The organism is Kitasatospora dryopteridis, assembly GCF_050749075.1.
In the GTDB taxonomy this organism is placed as follows: Bacteria; Actinomycetota; Actinomycetes; order Streptomycetales; family Streptomycetaceae; genus Kitasatospora.
This window is the reverse complement of record NZ_CP192749.1, coordinates 1,888,639-1,906,950: the sequence shown is the minus strand read 5'-3', so window position 1 is coordinate 1,906,950 and position 18,312 is coordinate 1,888,639. Positions and strand designations below refer to the sequence as shown.

The 18,312-nt window shown below is 74.0% G+C and carries 17 protein-coding genes; 5 read left to right on the top strand and 12 right to left on the bottom strand.

The window, feature by feature from the left end:
• Positions 1-21: 21 nt before the first annotated feature.
• The gene (locus tag ACQ614_RS08710; protein ID WP_431677829.1) at positions 22-582 is read left to right on the top strand and encodes a thioredoxin family protein; all 561 of its coding nucleotides are present in this window, start codon (positions 22-24) and stop codon (positions 580-582) included.
• Entirely contained in the window at positions 579-1,085 is a 507-nt protein-coding gene (locus tag ACQ614_RS08705; RefSeq protein WP_431677828.1) for a hypothetical protein, read from the top strand. Before ACQ614_RS08710 ends, ACQ614_RS08705 begins: the two co-directional genes overlap by 4 nt.
• Positions 1,086-1,115: 30 nt before the next feature.
• On the opposite strand, the gene ACQ614_RS08700 is transcribed toward ACQ614_RS08705, so the two are convergent.
• Positions 1,116-1,685: an NUDIX hydrolase gene (locus ACQ614_RS08700; RefSeq protein WP_431677827.1), complete on the bottom strand. Its 570-nt coding sequence runs from the start codon at positions 1,683-1,685 to the stop codon at positions 1,116-1,118.
• A gap of 202 nt (positions 1,686-1,887) precedes the next feature.
• Here ACQ614_RS08700 and ACQ614_RS08695 point away from each other — a divergent pair, with 202 nt between their 5' ends.
• Complete coding sequence (locus ACQ614_RS08695) at positions 1,888-2,340, top strand: DUF2871 domain-containing protein (protein ID WP_431677826.1); 453 nt, start codon at positions 1,888-1,890, stop codon at positions 2,338-2,340.
• A 76-nt stretch (positions 2,341-2,416) separates the two neighbouring features.
• On the opposite strand, the gene ACQ614_RS08690 is transcribed toward ACQ614_RS08695, so the two are convergent.
• The 3 genes from ACQ614_RS08690 to ACQ614_RS08680 all read right to left on the bottom strand — a co-directional run bounded on the left by ACQ614_RS08690 (position 2,417) and on the right by ACQ614_RS08680 (position 6,725).
• On the bottom strand, positions 2,417-3,811 hold the full coding sequence (locus ACQ614_RS08690) for an SDR family NAD(P)-dependent oxidoreductase (RefSeq protein WP_431677825.1): 1,395 nt from the start codon (positions 3,809-3,811) through the stop codon (positions 2,417-2,419).
• A gap of 351 nt (positions 3,812-4,162) precedes the next feature.
• Positions 4,163-5,041, bottom strand: a complete 879-nt coding sequence (locus ACQ614_RS08685; protein ID WP_431677824.1) for an SCO6745 family protein — start codon at positions 5,039-5,041, stop codon at positions 4,163-4,165.
• A gap of 166 nt (positions 5,042-5,207) precedes the next feature.
• Positions 5,208-6,725, bottom strand: a complete 1,518-nt coding sequence (locus tag ACQ614_RS08680) for a carbohydrate binding domain-containing protein (protein ID WP_431677823.1) — start codon at positions 6,723-6,725, stop codon at positions 5,208-5,210.
• A 286-nt stretch (positions 6,726-7,011) separates the two neighbouring features.
• Here ACQ614_RS08680 and ACQ614_RS08675 point away from each other — a divergent pair, with 286 nt between their 5' ends.
• Entirely contained in the window at positions 7,012-7,968 is a 957-nt protein-coding gene (locus ACQ614_RS08675; protein ID WP_431677822.1) for an aldo/keto reductase, read from the top strand.
• A 180-nt stretch (positions 7,969-8,148) separates the two neighbouring features.
• On the opposite strand, the gene ACQ614_RS08670 is transcribed toward ACQ614_RS08675, so the two are convergent.
• From ACQ614_RS08670 to ACQ614_RS08660, 3 genes are all read right to left on the bottom strand, one after another.
• Positions 8,149-8,748, bottom strand: a complete 600-nt coding sequence (locus ACQ614_RS08670) for a GNAT family N-acetyltransferase (RefSeq protein WP_431677821.1) — start codon at positions 8,746-8,748, stop codon at positions 8,149-8,151.
• 194 nt (positions 8,749-8,942) lie between these two features.
• The gene (locus tag ACQ614_RS08665) at positions 8,943-10,580 is read right to left on the bottom strand and encodes an ABC-F family ATP-binding cassette domain-containing protein (protein WP_431677820.1); all 1,638 of its coding nucleotides are present in this window, start codon (positions 10,578-10,580) and stop codon (positions 8,943-8,945) included.
• A 50-nt stretch (positions 10,581-10,630) separates the two neighbouring features.
• Positions 10,631-11,128, bottom strand: coding sequence for a DUF4232 domain-containing protein (locus ACQ614_RS08660; protein WP_431677819.1), 498 nt, complete (start codon positions 11,126-11,128; stop codon positions 10,631-10,633).
• 417 nt (positions 11,129-11,545) lie between these two features.
• On the opposite strand from ACQ614_RS08660, the gene ACQ614_RS08655 reads away from it, so the two are divergent.
• Complete coding sequence (locus ACQ614_RS08655; RefSeq protein ID WP_431677818.1) at positions 11,546-13,168, top strand: ABC-F family ATP-binding cassette domain-containing protein; 1,623 nt, start codon at positions 11,546-11,548, stop codon at positions 13,166-13,168.
• A gap of 167 nt (positions 13,169-13,335) precedes the next feature.
• Here the strand turns inward: ACQ614_RS08655 and ACQ614_RS08650 are convergent, their stop codons facing one another.
• From ACQ614_RS08650 to ACQ614_RS08630, 5 genes are all read right to left on the bottom strand, one after another.
• A complete protein-coding gene (locus tag ACQ614_RS08650) occupies positions 13,336-14,034 on the bottom strand; it encodes a Pr6Pr family membrane protein (RefSeq protein ID WP_431677817.1) in 699 nt (232 codons plus the stop codon).
• Between the two features lie 131 nt (positions 14,035-14,165).
• Positions 14,166-14,831 carry a response regulator transcription factor gene (locus tag ACQ614_RS08645; RefSeq protein WP_431677816.1) on the bottom strand — a complete coding sequence of 222 codons (666 nt, stop codon included), beginning with the start codon at positions 14,829-14,831 and terminating at the stop codon, positions 14,166-14,168.
• A complete protein-coding gene (locus tag ACQ614_RS08640; protein WP_431677814.1) occupies positions 14,828-16,141 on the bottom strand; it encodes a sensor histidine kinase in 1,314 nt (437 codons plus the stop codon). Before ACQ614_RS08640 ends, ACQ614_RS08645 begins: the two co-directional genes overlap by 4 nt.
• A 109-nt stretch (positions 16,142-16,250) precedes the next feature.
• Positions 16,251-17,630: an endo-1,4-beta-xylanase gene (locus ACQ614_RS08635; RefSeq protein WP_431683865.1), complete on the bottom strand. Its 1,380-nt coding sequence runs from the start codon at positions 17,628-17,630 to the stop codon at positions 16,251-16,253.
• 301 nt (positions 17,631-17,931) lie between these two features.
• Positions 17,932-18,195, bottom strand: a complete 264-nt coding sequence (locus ACQ614_RS08630; protein ID WP_431677813.1) for a DUF1876 domain-containing protein — start codon at positions 18,193-18,195, stop codon at positions 17,932-17,934.
• Positions 18,196-18,312 lie beyond the last annotated feature (117 nt).

The following is an 18,312-nucleotide window of genomic DNA, read 5'->3' as shown; positions in this document are numbered from 1 at the left end:
TGATCGTCGGGGAGGAAATCCATGGGCCGCCCTCGCGCCCTGCTCACTGCTCTTGCCGTCGCAGCCGCCGTCACCACCGGCTGCGCACCGAAGGCCGAACCGTCCGCCACCGCCGCCGTCACGGCCGCACCGGCCGCGGCCGCCTCCTCCGCCACCCCCACCGCCGCGGCCACGGCCGACGCGGAGATCCCCGACGGCTACGACGAGAGCCGCGACGCCGCCGCCGACATCAAGGCGGCCCTCGCGCTCTCCGCGACCGACCACCGCCAGGTGCTGCTCGACTTCGGCGCCGACTGGTGCCCGGACTGCCACGTCCTCGACCGGCTCTTCCACGCCGAGCAGGTCGCGCCGCTGCTCCACACCGACTACCGGGTGGTCGCCATCGACGTCGGCCGCTTCGACCACAACCTCGACCTCGCCGCCCGCTACGTCGACCTGAAGACGAGCGGCATCCCGGCCCTGGCCGTGCTCGCCCCGGACGGCACCGTCCGCACCGCCACCAACGACGGCTCCTTCGCCGACGCACGTTCGATGAGCGCCGGCACCGTGGCCGCCTTCCTCAAGCAGTGGTCCGCGAAGTGACGCTCCGTCCCCGGCACGCCGCGCTCCTCGGCGCGGCGCTCCTCCTGCCGCTCGGCTGCGCCGCCCCGAGCCGGCCGGAGCCCGCGCCGTCGGGCCGCTACATCGGCGGTGGCGTCACGGTCGAACTCCGACTGGACGCCGCCGACGCATCGCCCCGGCTCCTGCGGGCCACCTTCACCCCGCAGGAACCGGGCTTCCACCTCTACAGCGTCGACCTGCCCGAGGGCGGAGTGTCCGGCCTCGGCATTCCGACCAGGCTCGGACTCCGGGGGTCGCTCGCGGCGGCCGGCACGCCGAAGGCAGACCGGCCGCTGCGGACCGTCAGCCCGTCCGGCCTCGGCGTTGCCCTGCCGGTCTACCCGGACGGCCCGGTGACCCTCACCGTGCCGGTCCGCAGCACCGGGACGGGACAGGCCGGCGCCGTGATCAGCTACGGGGCCTGCAGCGCCCAGCGGTGCCTCGTCCCCGTCACGGAGCAATCGGTCCCGCTCGACCCGTCCTGAACGCAGGGGCGGCACGCGGCGTCCCGCCGGTCAGCGGTGCGCCGCGCGGGACTCCACGGCGAGGGCGACCAGTTCGCCCCACCAGGCGTCGCGGCCGCGGACGAGCAGGCGCTGGGCCTCCTCGGCCGGCATCGCCCGTACCTCGACCACCTGCTCGCCGTCGTCCGGGTTGGTCGGCAGTGAGTCGACCACCACCTCGGCCCAGCCCCACAGCCAGGCCTTCTCCGGGTGCGGCTGCCACGGCCGGTACGGCTCCGGGGCGTCGGTGACGGCATGGTGGGCGCCGATCCAGACCGGCGGTGAGAGCAGTCTCGCCCCCGCCTCCTCCCGCAACTCCCGCTCCAGGCACGACTCCACCGACTCGGCGGCCTCCCGGGTGCCGCCCGGCAGGAACCAGTGCCCGCGGGCGTCCTTGCAGAGGACCACCCCGCCTTCGGTGAAGCCGACGACATGGATGTTCGTGATCAGCTCGTCCGGCGGGAGCTCCGCCGAGAACTGCGCGTCGATACCGCCCCAGCCCCAGCGCTGCGGGGCGTGCAGGTGCGGGAACCGGGCCGCCAGGGCCGCGAGTTCCCCTGCTCTGTCCGTGGTGTCCGTCATTGATCGATACTAGTCCGCCCGCAGCCGCACCCGTGCACGTTCACGGTCGCGTCGGCCATACGGGTCAGTCCGGGACGTGACCCCTCACGACATCCGCGTGTCCGGAACCTCCTCGGACCGCCCGTCCGCGTCCTAGGGTGTCCTCGCGCGTCCGACAGTCCGCACCGGTACGACTCCACGAGCGACGGGGGAACGAACGACCATGCGCAAGTCCTACTACGCGGCCCACACCTACATGATCCTGGGCGTGGTGTCCGGTCTGTACTACCGGGAACTGACCAAGTACCACCACTTCGAGGGCGAGACGCAGCTCTCGGTGGTGCACACCCACCTGCTGGCCCTCGGCATGCTGGGCTTCCTCATCGTCCTCGCCCTCGACAAGCAGTTCGGGCTCTCCGGGACGAAGCAGTTCACCGCCTTCTTCTGGTTCTACAACGCGGGGCTCGCGATCACCGTGCTGGCGATGGTCTTCCGCGGCACCGGGACCGTGCTCGGCCGCACCGTGCCCGAAGCCGTCGCCTGGTTCGCCGGGCTGGGCCACGTCGTGCTCACGGTGGGGCTCATCCTGCTGTTCGTCCTGCTCGGCAAGCGCCTGACCGCGGACGAGCCGGCCGCCGCCGGGGCCCCGGAGTCCTCCGGGACCCGGGCCGGGTGACGGCCGGGCACACCCGGCAGCCGAACGGGGAGCGGCCCGGTGCGCGGCCGCTCCCCGTTCCGCCGTTGCGGACCGCTTACCAGGCGGCCTCCTGGTAGTCCTTGAGGAAGACGCCGGAGACCGGGGAGCCGGCCTCGCCGCGGACGATGGGGTCGTAGATCCGGGCCGCGCCGTCGACGATGTCCAGCGGGGTGCGGAAGCCCGCGGCGGACTTGCGGGCCTTGACCGGCGCCGGGGTCTCGTCGGTGATCCAGCCGGTGTCGACGGCGCACAGGTGGACGCCGTGCTTGGCCAGTTCGGAGGCGCTGGTCCGGGTGAGCATGTTGAGGGCGGCCTTCGCCATGTTGGTGTGCGGGTGGTCCGGGGTCTTGTTGCGGACGGCGAACCGGCCCTCCACGGCGGTCACGTTGACGATGTACCGGTTCGGGTGCGGCGAGGCGAGCAGCAGCGGCAGCAGCCGGTCGCAGAGCAGTGCCGGGGCGACCGCGTTGACCAGCTGGACCTCCAGGACCTCGGCCGCGTCCAGCGTGCCGAGCCGGGCCGACCAGGAGTTGTGCTCGGCGGTGTCGGGCAGCAGGCCTGCCTCGTCGGCCTCCGGCCGCAGCGCGGCCGGGAGGGCCGGGGCCGCGGCGGCGGGCTCGGCGGACTCGAGCTCGGCGGTGGGCCAGGCCGGGGCGAGCGCGGGCATCGGGCGGAAGCCGGGGGCGTGCAGCACCCGGGCACCGGCGGGCAGTTCGCCCTGCTCGCCGGCGGTGAGCAGGGCGTACGCCTCCGGGGGCCGGCGGATGGTCTGGGCGGCGTTGTTGACCAGGATGTCCAGCGGCTTGCCCTCGGCGTGCAGTTGCTCGCAGAGGCCGAGGACCTGGCGCGGGTCGCGGAGGTCGATGCCGACCACGCGGAGCCGGTCCCACCAGGTGTCGCTGTCGGCGGCGGCGCGGAAGCGGCGCAGGGTGTCGCCGGGGAACCGGCTGGTGACGGTGAGGTCGGCGCCGTCGCGGAGCATCATCAGGGCGAGCTGGAAGCCGATCTTGACCCGGCCGCCGGTGAGCAGGGCACGGCGGCCGCGCAGGTCGGTGCCGAGGGTGCGGCGGGCCGTGTTGAGGGCTGCGCAGCGGGGGCAGAGCCGGTGGTAGAACGCATCCATCTGACGGTATGTCGACTTGCAGACATAGCAGTGGTGGGAGCGTATGAGGGTGCCGATCGGCCCGGGGGTGTCCGGTGCGGCCAGCGGGGCGTCCTCGCGGCGGTCGACCGCGCCGGTGGCGGTGGCGTGCACGAGGGCGGTGTCGGCGACCCGGGCGAGGTCCTGAACCTGCTGCCGGCGCCGGCGGCGGCCTTCGCGGATGAACGCGTCGGCGGTCTTCTCCGCCCTGACCCGGACGGGGTGGTCGGCGGGGAGCCTCCGCAGGCGGGCCACGGTGTGCTCGTAGGCGGCCAGTTCGTCCTCGGAAAGCTCGGTGCGCAGCAGCATGGCCCCTCCGTTCGGGCTCGGTCGGCGGCCCGGCGGCGGTCGCGGGGCTCGCAGTGCACCGCCCGGGTCGCCGGGCAGCCGGCCGCCCCGGCGGTGCTGGGAGCCTAGCGACCGCCACCGTCAGGCCGGAATCGATTAAGACCGACCGGCACATGGGGGGCGGCGTCGCGGCGCCATGGCTCTCGCCCGAACGGCTTCTCCTCGGGCGCCGCAGCTCCGCTGCCACTCCCTCGTCGGCACCGCCCGGACTCGGCCCTACGCCGACATCAGCCGCTGGCGCGGCGGGCGCTCCTTCTCCCACCCCCATGTGCCGGTCGGTCTAGGACCGGCCGGCGCCGCCGTGCCGGGCCGTCACCAGGTGGGTGCCGGGACGGTCATGATCCCGAGGGTGCCGCCGGGCGGGAAGAGGCCGGCCCGGACGACGGTGAGGAAGAGCGGGCCGAGCAGGTCGAGCAGGCGCTCGGTGCGGTCGGCACCGAGGGCCTCCCAGGGCGCGGCCGCGAGCCGGTCGGTGAGCCGCTCCACCTCGTTGCGGCCGGCCCGTCCGAGGTCGGTGGCGCGGCCCTCGACGTCCACCCAGCCGCGGGCGGCCAGCCGTTCGGTGGCGGCGGCCCACTCCTCGCCGGTCCAGCCGCGGCCGGCGAAGTCGGGCACGGCGACGGCCCCGGTGGCGGCGAGCGACACCAGCGACTCGCAGGGGTCGAGGCCGGCGGCCTGGAGGGCGGTGAGGTGTCCGTCGCCGCGGTGCTCGCGGAGCACGGTGGCGGCCTGCCAGATGACCAGGTGCGGCTCGTCGGGCCAGGGGAGGGCGGCGTTGGCGGCGGCCAGCGGGCGCCCGGCGACCGGGGCGGACTCGGCGGCGGCACGGGCGAGTTCGGCGGCCTCGTCCAGACCGGGGAGGCCGGCGCCGTCGAGCAGGCCGCGGTAGAAGGCGTCCACGGCGCGCAGCCGGGCCGCGAGGACGTCCTCGGGGGCGGCGACCGACCAGGCGGCGGGGACGTGCCGGGCGACGGCGGCCGGGCTGAAGCTGTAGCAGACCGCGGTGGCGAGTTCGGCGCTCGCGGCGCCGAACGGCGCCGTCCGCCAGGCGAAGTAGCCGGGCCAGCGGGTGGTGGTGTCGTAGCCGAGCGCCGCGGCCTCGGCGAACGCCTCGGGGGCGTAGTAGAGCACGGCGTGCAGCGGCTCGAGGTGGTGCCAGGCGCGGCGCGGCAGGGCGCGGTCGAAGGGCATGTGCGGGTCTCCCGGGGGTCGGGGTGCGGTGGCGGGCGGCCGACGCCCATGATGCCCCAGGTGTGTGAGGGTCGGTCAGGTGTTCGACGGGTGGAATGGGGGCGACCCCCGGCGGGCCGGTTGGGGCTCCGCCGGGGGTCGCCGGTACGGGTGGGGCGGTGCGGTGTCAGCCCCGGTACTGCGCGAAGATCTTCGAGAACTCGTACGGGCTCTGCGGGATGTTGGTGCACTTGTAGAGGGCGCCGGTGCAGGCGTTGGCGTCGCGTCCCATCTCCCAGAAGGACAGCATGCCCAGGTGGTGCTGCTGGGCGAAGGCGACCAACTGCCGTGCGTCGTCCTGGTTGTAGATGCCGTGGTCGTCGTTCTCGCCGAGCATCGGGGTGACGCCGGTCATCGCCCACAGCTGGGCGTCGCTCTTGGCCGGGTAGAGGGTCGCGAGCTGGTCGCGGGTGGACTGGGCGGCCTGCACGGCGTCGGTGCCGTAGTCGGTGGCGGGCCGGTTGTAGTCCATGGCCATCACGTTGACCAGGTCGACGGCCACGCCGGCGTCCCGGGCTGCGCGGACGACGGAGACGCCCTCGGCGGTGAGGCCCTCGGGCAGCACGGGCAGGGTGAAGGAGACCTTCAGGCCGGGGTGGGCCTGCTGCAGCTTGGCGAGGGCGGCGCCGCGGCGGGCGTTGGCGGCGGTGTCGGGCACGGCCGCGCCCTCGATGTCGAAGTCGACGTACTTCAGGCCGTAGGCCTTCACCACGGCGTCGTACTCGGCGAAGAGCGAGTCCACGGTCGAGCAGGCCTGGGCGAGTTCGGTGCCGGAGGCGCCGCCGAAGGACACCTTGACGTCCCCGCCGGCCGCCCGGATCGCGTCGATCTGGTCCTTGCCCCAGCCGGTGCGCGGGTCGTAGGCGTTGAACCAGCTGGCCTTGCAGCCGGTCGAGGTCACGAAGGCGAGGGTGAAGGACTTGAGGTTCCCGGCGCTCGCCATCGCGGTCAGCGAGGGGGTCGGCCAGGCACCCATGTCGACGTACGGGGCGACCGGGACGGCCACCGCGGGGCCGGTGGAGGTGGGGGACGGGCTGGAGGTCGCGGTCGGGGTCGCCGTGGCGGTCGCGGTCGGGGTGGTGGTGGGCGTCGCCGTCGGCGTGGTGGTCGGGGTGCCGCCGGGGCCGGAGAGGACCAGGTCGTCGGCGAGGTAGGCGCCCTGGCCGTACCAGCCGTGCAGGTAGACGGTGACGCTGGTGGTGGCGGGGCCGGTCTTGAAGCCGGTGCTCAGCTGCTGCCAGCTGCTGCCGCCGGGCGTCCAGGTGGCCGGGTCGGTGACGCCGTTTCCGGTGGCGCCGAGGTAGACGTACTGGCCCTGCACCCAGGCGGAGAGGCTGTAGGTGGTGTTCGGCTGGACGGCGACGGTCTGCGTGCACTGCGCGGTGTCGCTGGCGGAGGCGGCGCCGCGCAGCGCGTACGAGCCGCCGTGTGCACCGGTGTTGACCACGGAGCCGGTGCCGGCGGAGCAGGTCCAGGGGCCGAGCGAACCGCTCTCCAGGCCGGGGTTGGCGAGCAGGTTGGCGGCGGCCGCGTCGGCGCCGGACGCGAGGACGGAGAGGCCGCCCGCGGCGAGGGCGGCCGCGCAGACGGCCGCGGCGATGCGGCCCTTGCGGCGGGCGGCATGGCGGTGGAGCGCGCGTGGCATGGGGAGTGCCTTTCGGGGACGTGGCCGGGTGCCCGCGCGGGTCGTGGGGGTGCGCGGGCGGGCCGAGGGGGCGGTGTGCGGCGCCGCTCACCACAAAATGGCCTAGACCATTGGGTGCGTCAACCCTCCTGGGCGCACATGGGCGAGGCTTACGGCGCCGTTAAGGTCCGCCGTCCCCGGCTCCGCCCCTCCGCTGGCTGACGGGTCGTCGGATTCCGACTTGACCTCGAGTGCACTCCAACCGGCAGGCTTGCCCTGCGACCGGATCACCACCGAAGGAGGAGCAATGCGCACCACCAAGCTCGGCACCGAGGGCCCCGAGGTCGGAGTGGTCGGACTCGGCTGCATGGGGATGACCTGGGCCTACGACCCCAACGGGCGGGACGACACCACCTCGGTCGAGGTGATCCGCACGGCGCTCGACCTCGGGGTCACCCTGATCGACACCGCCGACATCTACGGCCCGTACGACAACGAGGAACTGGTCGGCAAGGCACTGGCCGGGCCGTACCGCGAGCGGGCGGTGCTCGCCACCAAGGTCGGCCTGGTGCCCGGAACGGGCGGCGAGCGGGTCGGCAACGACGGGCGCCCCGAGCACGTGCGGAAGGCGATCGACGACAGCCTCCGCCGCCTCGGCACCGACCACGTCGACCTCTACCAGCTGCACCGGGTCGACCCGAAGGTGCCGATCGAGGAGACCTGGGGCGCCCTCGCCGAGGCCGTGCAGGCCGGCAAGGCGCGGCAGATCGGCCTGTCCGAGGTGACGGTGGAGCAGATCGAGCGGGCGCAGGCCGTCCACCCGGTGGCCTCCGTGCAGTCCGAACTCTCGCTGTGGACGCGGGACGCCCTCGCCGAGGTGCTGCCCTTCACCGAGGCCAACGGCATCGCCTTCCTGCCGTTCTCCCCGCTCGGCCGCGGCTTCCTGGCCGGCCGGTTCTCCTCGACCGGCGACCTGCCGGCCGACGACTGGCGGGCCACCCTGCCGCGCTTCCAGGCCGAGGCGCTGGAGGCCAACCTGGCGCTGGTGGCGAAGGTCAAGGAGATCGCGGAGCGGACGGGCGCCACGACCGCCCAGGTGGCGCTCGCCTGGGTGCTGGCACAGGGCCGGCTGGTGATCCCGATCCCGGGCACCAAGACGCCGAAGTACCTGGCGGACAACGCCGCCTCGGCCGACGTCCGGCTCTCCGCCGAGGACCTCGCCGAACTGGACGCCCTGCCGGCCCCGGTCGGCGACCGCTACTGAACCGCGACAGGGGCGCTGTCTTCAGGGGCGCTGGGGCACCTTCCAGCCGAAGGCTGGGGGCGGAACTGCGCGATTCGGATGCGGGCCGTCGTACAGATCACGGCTTGGCCCGTGCAGTCATGACTCCCGCATCCGAATTGCGCAGTTCCCCGCGCCCCTGATCTGACCACTCAGGTTCCTTCAGGCTGTCTTGTCCATCACCCAGATCAGCTTGCGGCCGGTCTCGGAGGGTGCGGTGATCAGCGACTCGTCGATCCGGTCCAGCCGGTAGCCGAGCTTCCGCGGGACGGCCGCGCTCGCCGTGTTGGCCTCGTCGCAGTGGATCTCCACCCGCCCGACCCCCGGCAGGGCCAGCGCGGCCTCGGTGAGCGCCCGCGCGCCCGCCGTGGCCAGGCCACGGCCGACGTGCCGCTCGGAGACCCAGTAGCCGATCTCCAGGGCGCCCGGCCCGATCCGCCCGTGCAGGCCGAACGCGCCGATCACCTCGCCCGGTTCGGCGTCCGGCGCGAGCACGTACATGAAGTCGGTGCCGGCGTCCCAGACCTCCTCGCCGGCCCGGGACATCTCGATGCTGTGCTCCATGCTCGGCGCGGCCTTCGCCCACGGCATCCACGGGCGCAGGTGGTCCAGGTTGGTGCGGACGGCCTCGTTGAGCGCGGCCGCGTCCGCCACCCGGCGGCGCCGGAGCGAGGCGCCGAGCGGCAGTGGAAGCAGCTCCGGCGGGCGGGCGTCGGACACCGGGCGCGGGCCGGTGTCAGGAACGTCGGCAGTGTGGTTCATGACAAGGATTATCGGTGCAGGCCAGCGGCGCCTTCAACGCCTTTCCCGGCGCGCCGGGGCGGGCGCCCGCCCCTCTCCGGGACCGGCGCCCGCCCTGACCGTCACAGCCGCACCAGGACTTTTTCCAGCCCCTTGCGTCGCAGATCCGACACAGCACACGGCGGGCCGGTGGCACAGACCTCCTGCGACCGTTGTCAGAGCTCGCGGACCCGGCCGCCCTCGACCACCAGCCGCCGGTTCACCGTGACCGCCTCCAGCATCCGCCGGTCGTGCGTCACCAGCAGCAGCGTCCCCGTGTACGAGGCCAGCGCCGACTCCAACTGCTCGATCGCCGGCAGGTCCAGGTGGTTGGTCGGCTCGTCCAGCACCAGCAGGTTCACCCCGCGGGCCTGCAGCAGCGCCAGCGCCGCCCTCGTCCGCTCACCGGGCGACAGCGTGCCCGCCGGACGCAGCACGTGCACCGCCTTCAGCCCGAACTTGGCGAGCAGCGTGCGCACCTCCTCGTCGCTGAACTCCGGCACCGCCGCGGCGAACGCCGCCGACAACGGCTCCTCGCCGAGGAACAGCCCGCGCGCCTGGTCCACCTCGCCGACCACCACGCCGGAGCCCAGCGAGGCACTGCCGCCGTCCAGTTCGAGCCGGCCCAGCAGGGCGGCCAGCAGCGTGGACTTGCCCGCGCCGTTCGCCCCGGTGATCGCGACCCGGTCCGCCCAGTCGATCTGCAGGTCGACCGGCCCGAAGGAGAAGTCCCCGCGCTGCGCCGTCGCACCGCGGAGGGTGGCCACCACGGCGCCGGAGCGCGGCGCGGTGGCGATCTCCATCCGCAGCTCCCACTCCTTGCGCGGCTCCTCCACCACGTCCAGCCGCTCGATCATGCGCTGCGTCTGCCGGGCCTTCGAGGCCTGCTTCTCCGTCGACTCGGCGCGGGTCGCCCGCGCCTTCTTGTCGTTGTCCCCGCCCTTGCGGCGGGCGTTGCGGACGCCGTGCTCCATCCAGTTGCGCTGCATCTGCGCGCGGGCCTCCAGCGAGGCCTTGGTGTCCGCGAAGTCCTCGTACTGCTCGCGGGCGTGCCGGCGGGCCACCGCCCGCTCCTCCAGGTACGCCTCGTAGCCGCCGCCGTACAGGTTGACCTGCTGCTGGTGCAGGTCCAGCTCCAGCACCCGGGTCACCGTACGGGCCAGGAACTCGCGGTCGTGGCTGATCAGCACCGTGCCCGCGCGCAGGCCCTTCACGAAGGACTCCAGCCGCTCCAGGCCGTCCAGGTCCAGGTCGTTGGTCGGCTCGTCCAGCAGGAACACGTCGTAGCGCGACAGCAGCAGCGAGGCGAGGCCCGCCCGCGCCGCCTGGCCGCCGGACAGCGCGGTCATCGGCAGGTCCAGCGACACCTTCAGCCCGAGCTGGTCGGCGACCTCCTCGGCCCGCTCCTCCAGGTCGGCGCCGCCCAGGTCCAGCCAGCGGTCCAGGCTCGCCGCGTACGCGTCGTCCGCACCGGGACGGCCCTCCACCAGGCCCTCGGTCGCCTCGTCCAGTGCCGCCTGCGCCGCGGCCACGCCCGTCCGGCGGGCCAGGAAGTCCCGCACCGACTCGCCCTCGCGGCGCTCCGGCTCCTGCGGCAGGTGGCCGACGTTCGCGGTCGGCGGGCTCAGCCGCAGCGCACCGCCCTCCGGCGTGTCCAGGCCGGCCAGCAGCCGCAGCAGCGTCGACTTGCCGGCGCCGTTCACGCCGACCAGGCCGATCACGTCACCGGGCGCGACCACCAGGTCCAGGCCGGAGAAGAGGGTGCGCTCGCCGTGGCCGGCGGCAAGGTCCTTGACTACGAGAGTGGCGCTCATGATGCGCCGATTCTAGGCCGAACGGGCCGCGGGCCCGTTCGGCACCGAGGTCAGGCGCTCTGCACCGGGCTGACCTCGAACACCCCGCACACCCGCAGGTGGAACGGGACGAGCTTCTGCTGAGTGCTCGCCGGCGGATACACCCCGAGGTAGGTCGAGGTCGTCCGGCAGGACGGCACCACACCCGGATCGTTGGTGCGGATCGTCGCCGTCGCGGTCCCGGCGGGGGCGAGCACCACCGTGCTCACCGGGACCCCGTTGCGGGCGGCCGGTGCGCCGATCATGGCGTGGCCGACCGTGAGCACGCTGACCCCGGGGTAGCCGCGCAGCGCACAGGAGTGGGTGGCGGTGTTGGTGAACACCACCGGGTACAGGAAGGAACCCGCGGCCCCCTGCGGGCTGCCGACGGCCAGATACAGGTCGCCCGCCTGGCAGGTGGGGGTCGTGGATGCGGCCTGGACGCTCTCCGCGGCGGCCACCGCCCCGCCGGCGGCGAGGAGGGCGGCTGCGGAGCCGAGGGCCAGGGTGCGCTTGCCGAATCGAATCATGACGTCCCCCGTCCGGGACCGGGGCAGACACCATCGACCGGCCTGCCCGCACTCCTGGAGACGCCTTCGGCACACCGAACGGTTCTGGACCGACACCCAGGGGCGGTCGGCTCGCGCCCCTGTCGTGGACTCCCCGAATAATCCGTTGCCGCTCCGCGGGGCGGTCCGTACGGTGGTGGGCGTTCGCACGACAAGCCCGTACGTCTGGAGAAGGCCCTTGCTCTTCTGAGGTCACGAGACACCGCTCGATGCTCCCGCCCGACCATCCGTCGGCGGTGGAGCGTGCGTGAGCGTGCGACCTCGGACGAGAGCCGGACCTTCCACGGTGCCCGTGCCCGCCCTGTGCCGTCCTACCGCTCCCGCGGTGTCTCCCGTGTTGCTCCCTCCCACACCAAAAGCAACCGCAGGAGGCCATCCATGGCGCAACCCACCACTTCCGTCCTGTGCACCGACCTGTCCTTCGAGTGGCCGGACGGCGTCCCCGTCCTCGACGGCTTCCACCTCGCGGTGGGGCCCGGCCGCACCGGTCTGATCGGCCTCAACGGGGCCGGCAAGTCGACGCTGCTCCGGCTGATCGCCGGGGAGCTGACGCCGACCTCGGGCACCGTCCGGGTCGGCGGCGAGCTCGGCTACCTGCCGCAGGGCCTCACCCTGCGGCAGGACGAGCGGGTCGACGAGGCGCTCGGCATCCGGGCGGCCCGCGAGGCCCTGCACGCCATCGAGTCCGGCGACACCGACGAGCGGCACTTCACCGCCGTCGGCGACGACTGGGACGTCGAGGAGCGCGCCCGGGAGACCCTGGACCGGCTCGGCCTCGGCCGGCTCGACCTGGGCCGCACCACCGGCGAACTCTCCGGCGGCGAGGGCGTGCTGCTGCACCTCGCGGCCCTGCTGCTGCGCCGCCCGGACGTCCTGCTGCTGGACGAGCCCACCAACAACCTCGACCGGTCCGCCCGCGCGCGGCTGTACGAGGCGGTGGCCGCCTGGCGCGGTGTCATGGTGATCGTCAGTCACGACCGCGAACTGCTGCAGCACGTCGACCAGATCGCCGACCTCAGGGACGGCTCGGTGACCTGGTACGGCGGCAACTTCGCGGACTACGAGCGGACGCTGGCCGCCGAGCAGGAGACCGCCGAGCGGCTGGTGCGCAATGCCGCGGCCGACGTGCAGCGGCAGAAGCGCGACCTGATCGAGGCCCGCGCCCGGCTGGAGCGCAGCGCCGCGTACGGGAAGGCGAAGTCCGCCCAGCGCAACGACCCGAAGATCCTCGCCGGGGCGTTCAAGAACAAGGCCGAGGCGACCTCCGGGCGGGTGCGCGGCATGCACGCCGAGCGGCTCGCCGATGCGAAGGAACGGCTGACCGCGGCGGAGGAGGCCGTTCGCGACGACGCCGAGATCCGGATCGACCTGCCGCACACCGCCGTCCCGGCCGGACGGACGGTGCTCGTCCTCGACCGGGTGCGCCCGGCCCACGGGCCGGTCGGCGCAGCGCCGATCGACCTGGAGCTGCGCGGCCCGGAGCGGGTGGCCCTGGTCGGCCGCAACGGCTCCGGCAAGACCACCCTGCTGCGCACCGTCGCGGGCGAACTCGCCCCGGCGGCGGGGGAGGTGGGCACGCCGGTGCCGATGAGGTACCTCCCGCAGCGGCTCGACCTGCTGGACGACGAGCTGAGCGTGGTCGGCAACGTGCGGCAGTTCGCCCCCTCGGCGGGGAACAACGCGATCCGGGCGCGGCTGGCCCGGTTCCTGTTCCGCGGCGAGCGGGCCGACCGGCCCGCCGCCACGCTGTCGGGCGGCGAGCGGTTCCGGGCCACGCTGGCCTCGCTGCTGCTCTCCGAGCCGCCGCCGCAGCTGCTGCTGCTGGACGAGCCGACCAACAACCTGGACCTGGCGAGCGTCCGCCAGCTCACCCAGGCGCTGGCCGGCTACCGGGGCGCGCTGGTGGTGGTCAGCCACGACCTGCCGTTCCTGCGGTCGATCGGCATCACCCGCTGGCTGGAGCTCGACGGCGACGGCCTGCGCACCGTCGACCCGCTGTAGCCGCAGGCCGTACGGGTCCGTGGCACCCGCCGTGAAAATGCCCGTGCGCCCGCACCGTGGGTGCGGGCGCACGAAGCGGAGGCGCCGGGGAGGGCCGACCCCCTGCGATCTTCCCTCCCCGGCGGGTTCTCGGAGGCCGGCGCCGTGCGGCGCCGGCCTGCGGCGGGTCAGCCCTTGACGGCCGTCTCCGCCGCGGACGCGTCCGCTGCGGCCGTCTCTGCCCCGGCGGCCCGGCGGCGCCCGCCGGCCAGCTTGGTGCCGAGCCGGTCGAGGCCGATCACCACGGCGCCCAGGACGACGAACTCGACCGTCAGCTGGGCGATCTGGCCAGCCACCCAGCCGTAGCCCTCCGGGTTCGGGTCGAGGAAGAAGTACGGGTACTTCAGCGGGAAGGACGGGAAGAGGATGGCCCGCGCCTCGGTGACCAGGGCGTACCCGAGCGGGAAGGAAAGCCACAGCGGCAGGTCCTTCCAGCGGGAGGCGTTGCGCGGCTTGAGGAAGAGCCAGTCGCCCACGACGAGCACCGGGGTGACGTAGTGCAGGAAGAAGCTCGACCAGTGCTGCAGCCGCTCCGGGCCGGACATCAGGCCGGGCAGCGGGTTCTCGCCGTGCTGGAGCAGGATGTGCGAGACCAGGCCGGTGATCACGATGTACAGCGTGGCGGCGCCGCGCAGCCGCGGGGCGGGCGCGTCCACCGTGTTGCGCTTGACCATCCAGTACACGGCGCCGATGAAGTAGCCGAGCACGATGACGTTGCTCTCGAGGGTGAAGTACACCAGCGAGCTGTTGCTGAGGACCAGCCCCAGGCCGGCCGAGAGCACGATGGCCAGCCGCCACCAGAGGGCGGGCTTGGTCCGGACTGTCATGGGTTCACCAGTTCTTGTCGGCGTGCGGACGCGGCCCGCCGTCGTGACCGATGGGTCGGCAGGCAGGCCGGTCGCCGCACTCTACCCGCCGGTAGGTGAGCTGTGGAAGCTGCGTGCGCGGCGCCGGTGGATCACCCCGCGGCCATGAATCCGGAGCGGTAGGCGAGCACCACGGCCTGGGTGCGGTCGCGCGCGCCGATCTTGGCGAGCACGTTCCCGACGTGCGTCTTCACCGTCTCCGGGCTGACCACCAGCCGTTCGGCGATCTCCCCGTTGCTCAGCCCGTCGGCCATCAGCCGCAGCACCTCGCGCTCCCGCGGGGTGAGCCGGTGCAGCAGCCGGCGGGCCTCCGCCGCCGCCGACTCCGCCGGCGCGGCCGGCACGGCCGGGCCCGGGACGATCCGGCGCACCGCCTCCGGGAACAGCAGGGAGTCGCCCCCGGCGACCGTCCGGACGGCCTGCACCATCTCCTCCGCGCGGGCCCGCTTCAGCAGGAACCCGGCGGCGCCCGCCCGCAGCGCCCCGTACACGTGGTCGTCGTGCTCGAAGGTGGTGACCACCAGGACCCGGGGCGCGTCCGGTTCGGCGGTGAGCAGCTCGGTGGCGCGGATGCCGTCGGTGCCGGGCATCCGGACGTCCATCAGCACCACGTCCGGGCGGAGCTCGCGGACCAGCGGCAGCACGGCGGCGCCGTCCTCGGCCTCGCCGACCACGGTGAGGTCGGGTTCGGCGTCCAGCACCACCCGCAGCCCGGTGCGGACCAGCCGCTCGTCGTCGGCGATCAGCACGCGGATCATGCGCCCGCCTCCTGCCCGGCCCCGGCGCGGCCGGTGGCCAGGGGGAGGCGGACGGCGAGCCGCCAGCCGCCGGCGGCGTCGGGCCCGGCACTGCCGGTGCCGCCGAGTGCGGCCACCCGCTCGGTGATCCCGGGCAGGCCGCGCCCGCCGCCTTGCCTCGTTGTCCGGCCTGCCCCCGGCGGGTTGGTCAGGTCCACGGTCAGCTCCCCGTCGTCGATCCGGATGTGCAGCCGGGCGGGCACCGGCCCGGCGTGGCGCAGCACATTGGTCAGCCCCTCCTGGACGATCCGGTACACCTCCCGGGAGAGCGCCGGCGGCAGGCCGCCCAGGCCGGGGTCGAGCCGTGCCTCCACCGCCACCCCGGCCGACGCCGTCCGCCGGAGCAGGGTGTCCAGCCCGTCGAGCGCGGGCCCGCCGCCGGCCGTCTCCTCCTCGCGCAGCAGTCCGAGGACGGCGTCCAGCTCGCCCACCGCGTCGCGGGCCACCGCCTCGATCGCGGCGAGCGCCTCCGCGGCGAACTCCGGGTCGCTGCGCAGCACCCGGCCCGCGGCGGCCGCCTGGATCGCCACCGCGCCTAGCGCATGGCCGACGGAGTCGTGCAGTTCGCGGGCCAGCCGGTTCCGCCGGGCCAGCTCGAGGGCCCGCCGTTCGGCGGCGGCGATGCGTTCGGCCGGGGTGGGGCCGAGCAGCGGCCCGGCCGCGCGGGCCAGCAGGGCGCCCGCCGCCACGACCGCGCCGGCGAGCAGCAGGGCGAGGCCGAGGGCGATCAGCGGTGCGGGCGGCGGGTGGTCGCCGAACCAGTACTGCTCCCAGTCGCCGTCCGCCGGCAGCACCAGCAGGGAGACCACGGCCGGCGGGATCGCGAGGGACATCCCGGCCACCACCCCGCCGAGGAACAGGTGCAGGGTGAACCAGGCCGCCGTGCGCCGCCGGGCCGCCCACGACCGGGAGGGCAGCACCGACAGCCGGGCCGCGGCCGTGCCCGCGCAGAGCGCCCGGGCGGCGGTGCTCTCCAGTGCCCGCACCACCGGGACGAGCCCGGTCACCGCGGTCATCGGCAGCGCCGCGGCCAGTGCCAGCAGCTGTCCGGCGAAGGAGTGCTGCGACGCCGTGCGGGGCAGCAGCACCCCGACCACGACCATGGTGAGCAGCCAGTACGGCATCAGCAGGGCGCCGCCGAGCACCAGATGGACCCAGCGCAGCGCGACCCGCCGCCCGTACTGCGCCGCACGGGACCCGCGGCGTGCTGGACGAAGGCCGTGCAGCGCACTGCGGCGGCGCACGGGTGTCGGAAGGCCGGTGGAGTCCATGCCCCGACCCTGCCACTCCCGTGGCGCCCGCCGCATCGGCAGGAAGAAGGGAACCTGCTCCCCCGGGCGGGGGAGCAGGTCCTGTCCTGCCGGAGGATCGGACGGTCGGTCAGACCGCGCTGCAGACGGTGCCGTTCAGGGTGAAGGCGGTCGGCGCGGGGTTGCTGCTGCCGTAGCTTCCGTTGAAGCCGAAGGCGTAGGAGGCGCCGGGGGCGAGGGTGGTCGCCCAGGAGGGGTTGGCCGCGGCCACGGCGGCGCCGGACTGGGTGAAGACCGCGCTCCAGCCCTGGGTCACCTGCTGGCCCGCCGTGAACTGCCAGCCGACCTGCCAGGGGCCGATCGCCGAGGTGCCCTTGTTGGTCACCGTGACGTTCGCGGTGAAGCCGCCCGTCCACTGGTTGGCGACGCGGTAGGCCACGGTGCAGCCGCCCGGAACGGGGGAGGAGCTGGGCGACGTGCTCGGCGAGGCGGAGCCGGACGGCGAGGAGGACGGCGAGGCGGAGGTGCTGGGGCTGGCCGTCGACCCGCCGAAGGCGGCCGCCACCGCGGAGTACGCCGGCTTGGGCTGCAGGTTCTCGTCGTACAGGGTGGCGGCGCCGTAGCCGGAGAAGACGCCCGGCACCCAGGAGTCGGCGTCGTCCAGGCCCCAGACGGTCACGCCCACGCACCGGGTGACGGCGCGGCAGGCGGCGATGACCTTGCGGTAGTCCTCGGCCTGGGTGGCCAGGGTGGTGGCGTTGGACGGCGTCTGCATCCGGACGTCCAGCTCGGTGATCGCCACGTCGACGCCGAGGTCGGCGAAGCGCTGCAGGTTGGCCTTGAGGTCGGACGGCACCTGGCCGAGGACCAGGTGCGCCTGGAAGCCGACGCCGTCGATCGGAACGCCCTGCTGCTTCAGCGACTTGACCAGGTTGTAGAGCGCGGTGCTCTTCGCGTTGACGCCCTCGATGCTGTAGTCGTTGATGTACAGCTTGGCGGCGGGGTCGGCCTGGTGCGCCCAGGTCAGCGAGTCCGCGATCCAGCCGTCGCCGAGGTTGTCCTGCCAGATGCTGCTGCGACGGGTGCCGTTGTCGTTGAAGGCCTCGTTGACGACGTCCCAGGCGTAGATCTTCCCGGCGTAGCGGCCGGCCTCGGTGGCGATGTGCTGTTGCAGCATGGTGCGCAACTGGGCTGCGCCGAAGCCGCCGTTGGTGATCCAGCCGGGCACCTGGCTGTGCCATGCGAGGGTGTGGCCGCGGACGACCTGCCCGTTGGCCTGGGCGGCGGCGACGAGGCGGTCGGCGGCGGCCCAGTTGAAGTTGCCCTGGCCGGGTTCGACGGCGTCCCACTTCATCGCGTTCTCGGCGGTGACCGAGTTGAACTGGGTTGCCACGAGCGAGGCGTAGGCGGTGGATCCGGTGAGCCGGTTGTCCGCCACCGCGACGCCGATCTGGCGGCCGTCGGCCGTGGCGAGGGTCCGCAGCGGGGTGTCTGCGCCGTGCGCGGACATCGAGGACAACGGGATCAGGACGGCGGCCAGCAGGGCGGCTACGAGCGCGACCAGGCTGCGGCGCGAAGTGGAGGCCACGGGGGCGTCCCTTCTCTGCGTGGAATGTGTACCCGGGGTACTGCGACACGCAGAGGCCCGGAGGGGATGGTGGTGCCTCCGAGGGTTGGTGCAGACGGTACGGGTGGGGCGCGGGCACGTCAACGGGTCCGGCGCACGAGCGCCGGACCCGTCGAAGGCAGCGATCGGCCGCCGGGCCGCAGCGGCGGCGGCACCGGCGGAGGGGACGCCCGGGTGGAAGCGGTCAGAAGGTCAGCCGGGCGGTCTCGTGGGTGCGGGTCTCGATGCCCGCAGCGGCCTTGTCGATGAGCTGGTGGGCGAGGTTGGAGCAGGCACGGGCGGCGGCGAGCTCCTCGCCGATCGTGGAGTCGGGCGAGTCGTCGGGGTTGCGGCGGGCGATGCCGATACCGCGCACACCGGGGGCGCTGAAGCCGCTGAGCGAGGCCGTGCAGCTCGTCCGGCTCTCGTCCTCCTCGAAGTTCAGGTCGACGATCCAGTGGTTGTGCATACGGATCACCTTCTCTGGCGGCGGTCGTCAGCCCCAGAATCCGCCCGCCGGGCGCGGTTGGCAACCGTGGGACCTGGCCGGACGCGACCCCCCGGCCCCTTGTTACCGGCGGGTCAC

Excerpts from the sequence above, each read along its gene's own strand:
- ACQ614_RS08710 (WP_431677829.1), top strand. The coding sequence starts at position 22 with ATGGGCCGCCCTCGCGCCCTGCTCACTGCTCTTGCCGTCGCAGCCGCC.
- ACQ614_RS08700 (WP_431677827.1), bottom strand. The coding sequence starts at position 1,685 with ATGACGGACACCACGGACAGAGCAGGGGAACTCGCGGCCCTGGCGGCC.
- ACQ614_RS08695 (WP_431677826.1), top strand. The coding sequence starts at position 1,888 with ATGCGCAAGTCCTACTACGCGGCCCACACCTACATGATCCTGGGCGTG.
- ACQ614_RS08690 (WP_431677825.1), bottom strand. The coding sequence starts at position 3,811 with ATGCTGCTGCGCACCGAGCTTTCCGAGGACGAACTGGCCGCCTACGAG.
- ACQ614_RS08685 (WP_431677824.1), bottom strand. The coding sequence starts at position 5,041 with ATGCCCTTCGACCGCGCCCTGCCGCGCCGCGCCTGGCACCACCTCGAG.
- ACQ614_RS08680 (WP_431677823.1), bottom strand. The coding sequence starts at position 6,725 with ATGCCACGCGCGCTCCACCGCCATGCCGCCCGCCGCAAGGGCCGCATC.
- ACQ614_RS08675 (WP_431677822.1), top strand. The coding sequence starts at position 7,012 with ATGCGCACCACCAAGCTCGGCACCGAGGGCCCCGAGGTCGGAGTGGTC.
- ACQ614_RS08670 (WP_431677821.1), bottom strand. The coding sequence starts at position 8,748 with ATGAACCACACTGCCGACGTTCCTGACACCGGCCCGCGCCCGGTGTCC.
- ACQ614_RS08665 (WP_431677820.1), bottom strand. The coding sequence starts at position 10,580 with ATGAGCGCCACTCTCGTAGTCAAGGACCTTGCCGCCGGCCACGGCGAG.
- ACQ614_RS08660 (WP_431677819.1), bottom strand. The coding sequence starts at position 11,128 with ATGATTCGATTCGGCAAGCGCACCCTGGCCCTCGGCTCCGCAGCCGCC.
- ACQ614_RS08655 (WP_431677818.1), top strand. The coding sequence starts at position 11,546 with ATGGCGCAACCCACCACTTCCGTCCTGTGCACCGACCTGTCCTTCGAG.
- ACQ614_RS08650 (WP_431677817.1), bottom strand. The coding sequence starts at position 14,034 with ATGACAGTCCGGACCAAGCCCGCCCTCTGGTGGCGGCTGGCCATCGTG.
- ACQ614_RS08645 (WP_431677816.1), bottom strand. The coding sequence starts at position 14,831 with ATGATCCGCGTGCTGATCGCCGACGACGAGCGGCTGGTCCGCACCGGG.
- ACQ614_RS08640 (WP_431677814.1), bottom strand. The coding sequence starts at position 16,141 with ATGGACTCCACCGGCCTTCCGACACCCGTGCGCCGCCGCAGTGCGCTG.
- ACQ614_RS08635 (WP_431683865.1), bottom strand. The coding sequence starts at position 17,630 with ATGTCCGCGCACGGCGCAGACACCCCGCTGCGGACCCTCGCCACGGCC.
- ACQ614_RS08630 (WP_431677813.1), bottom strand. The coding sequence starts at position 18,195 with ATGCACAACCACTGGATCGTCGACCTGAACTTCGAGGAGGACGAGAGC.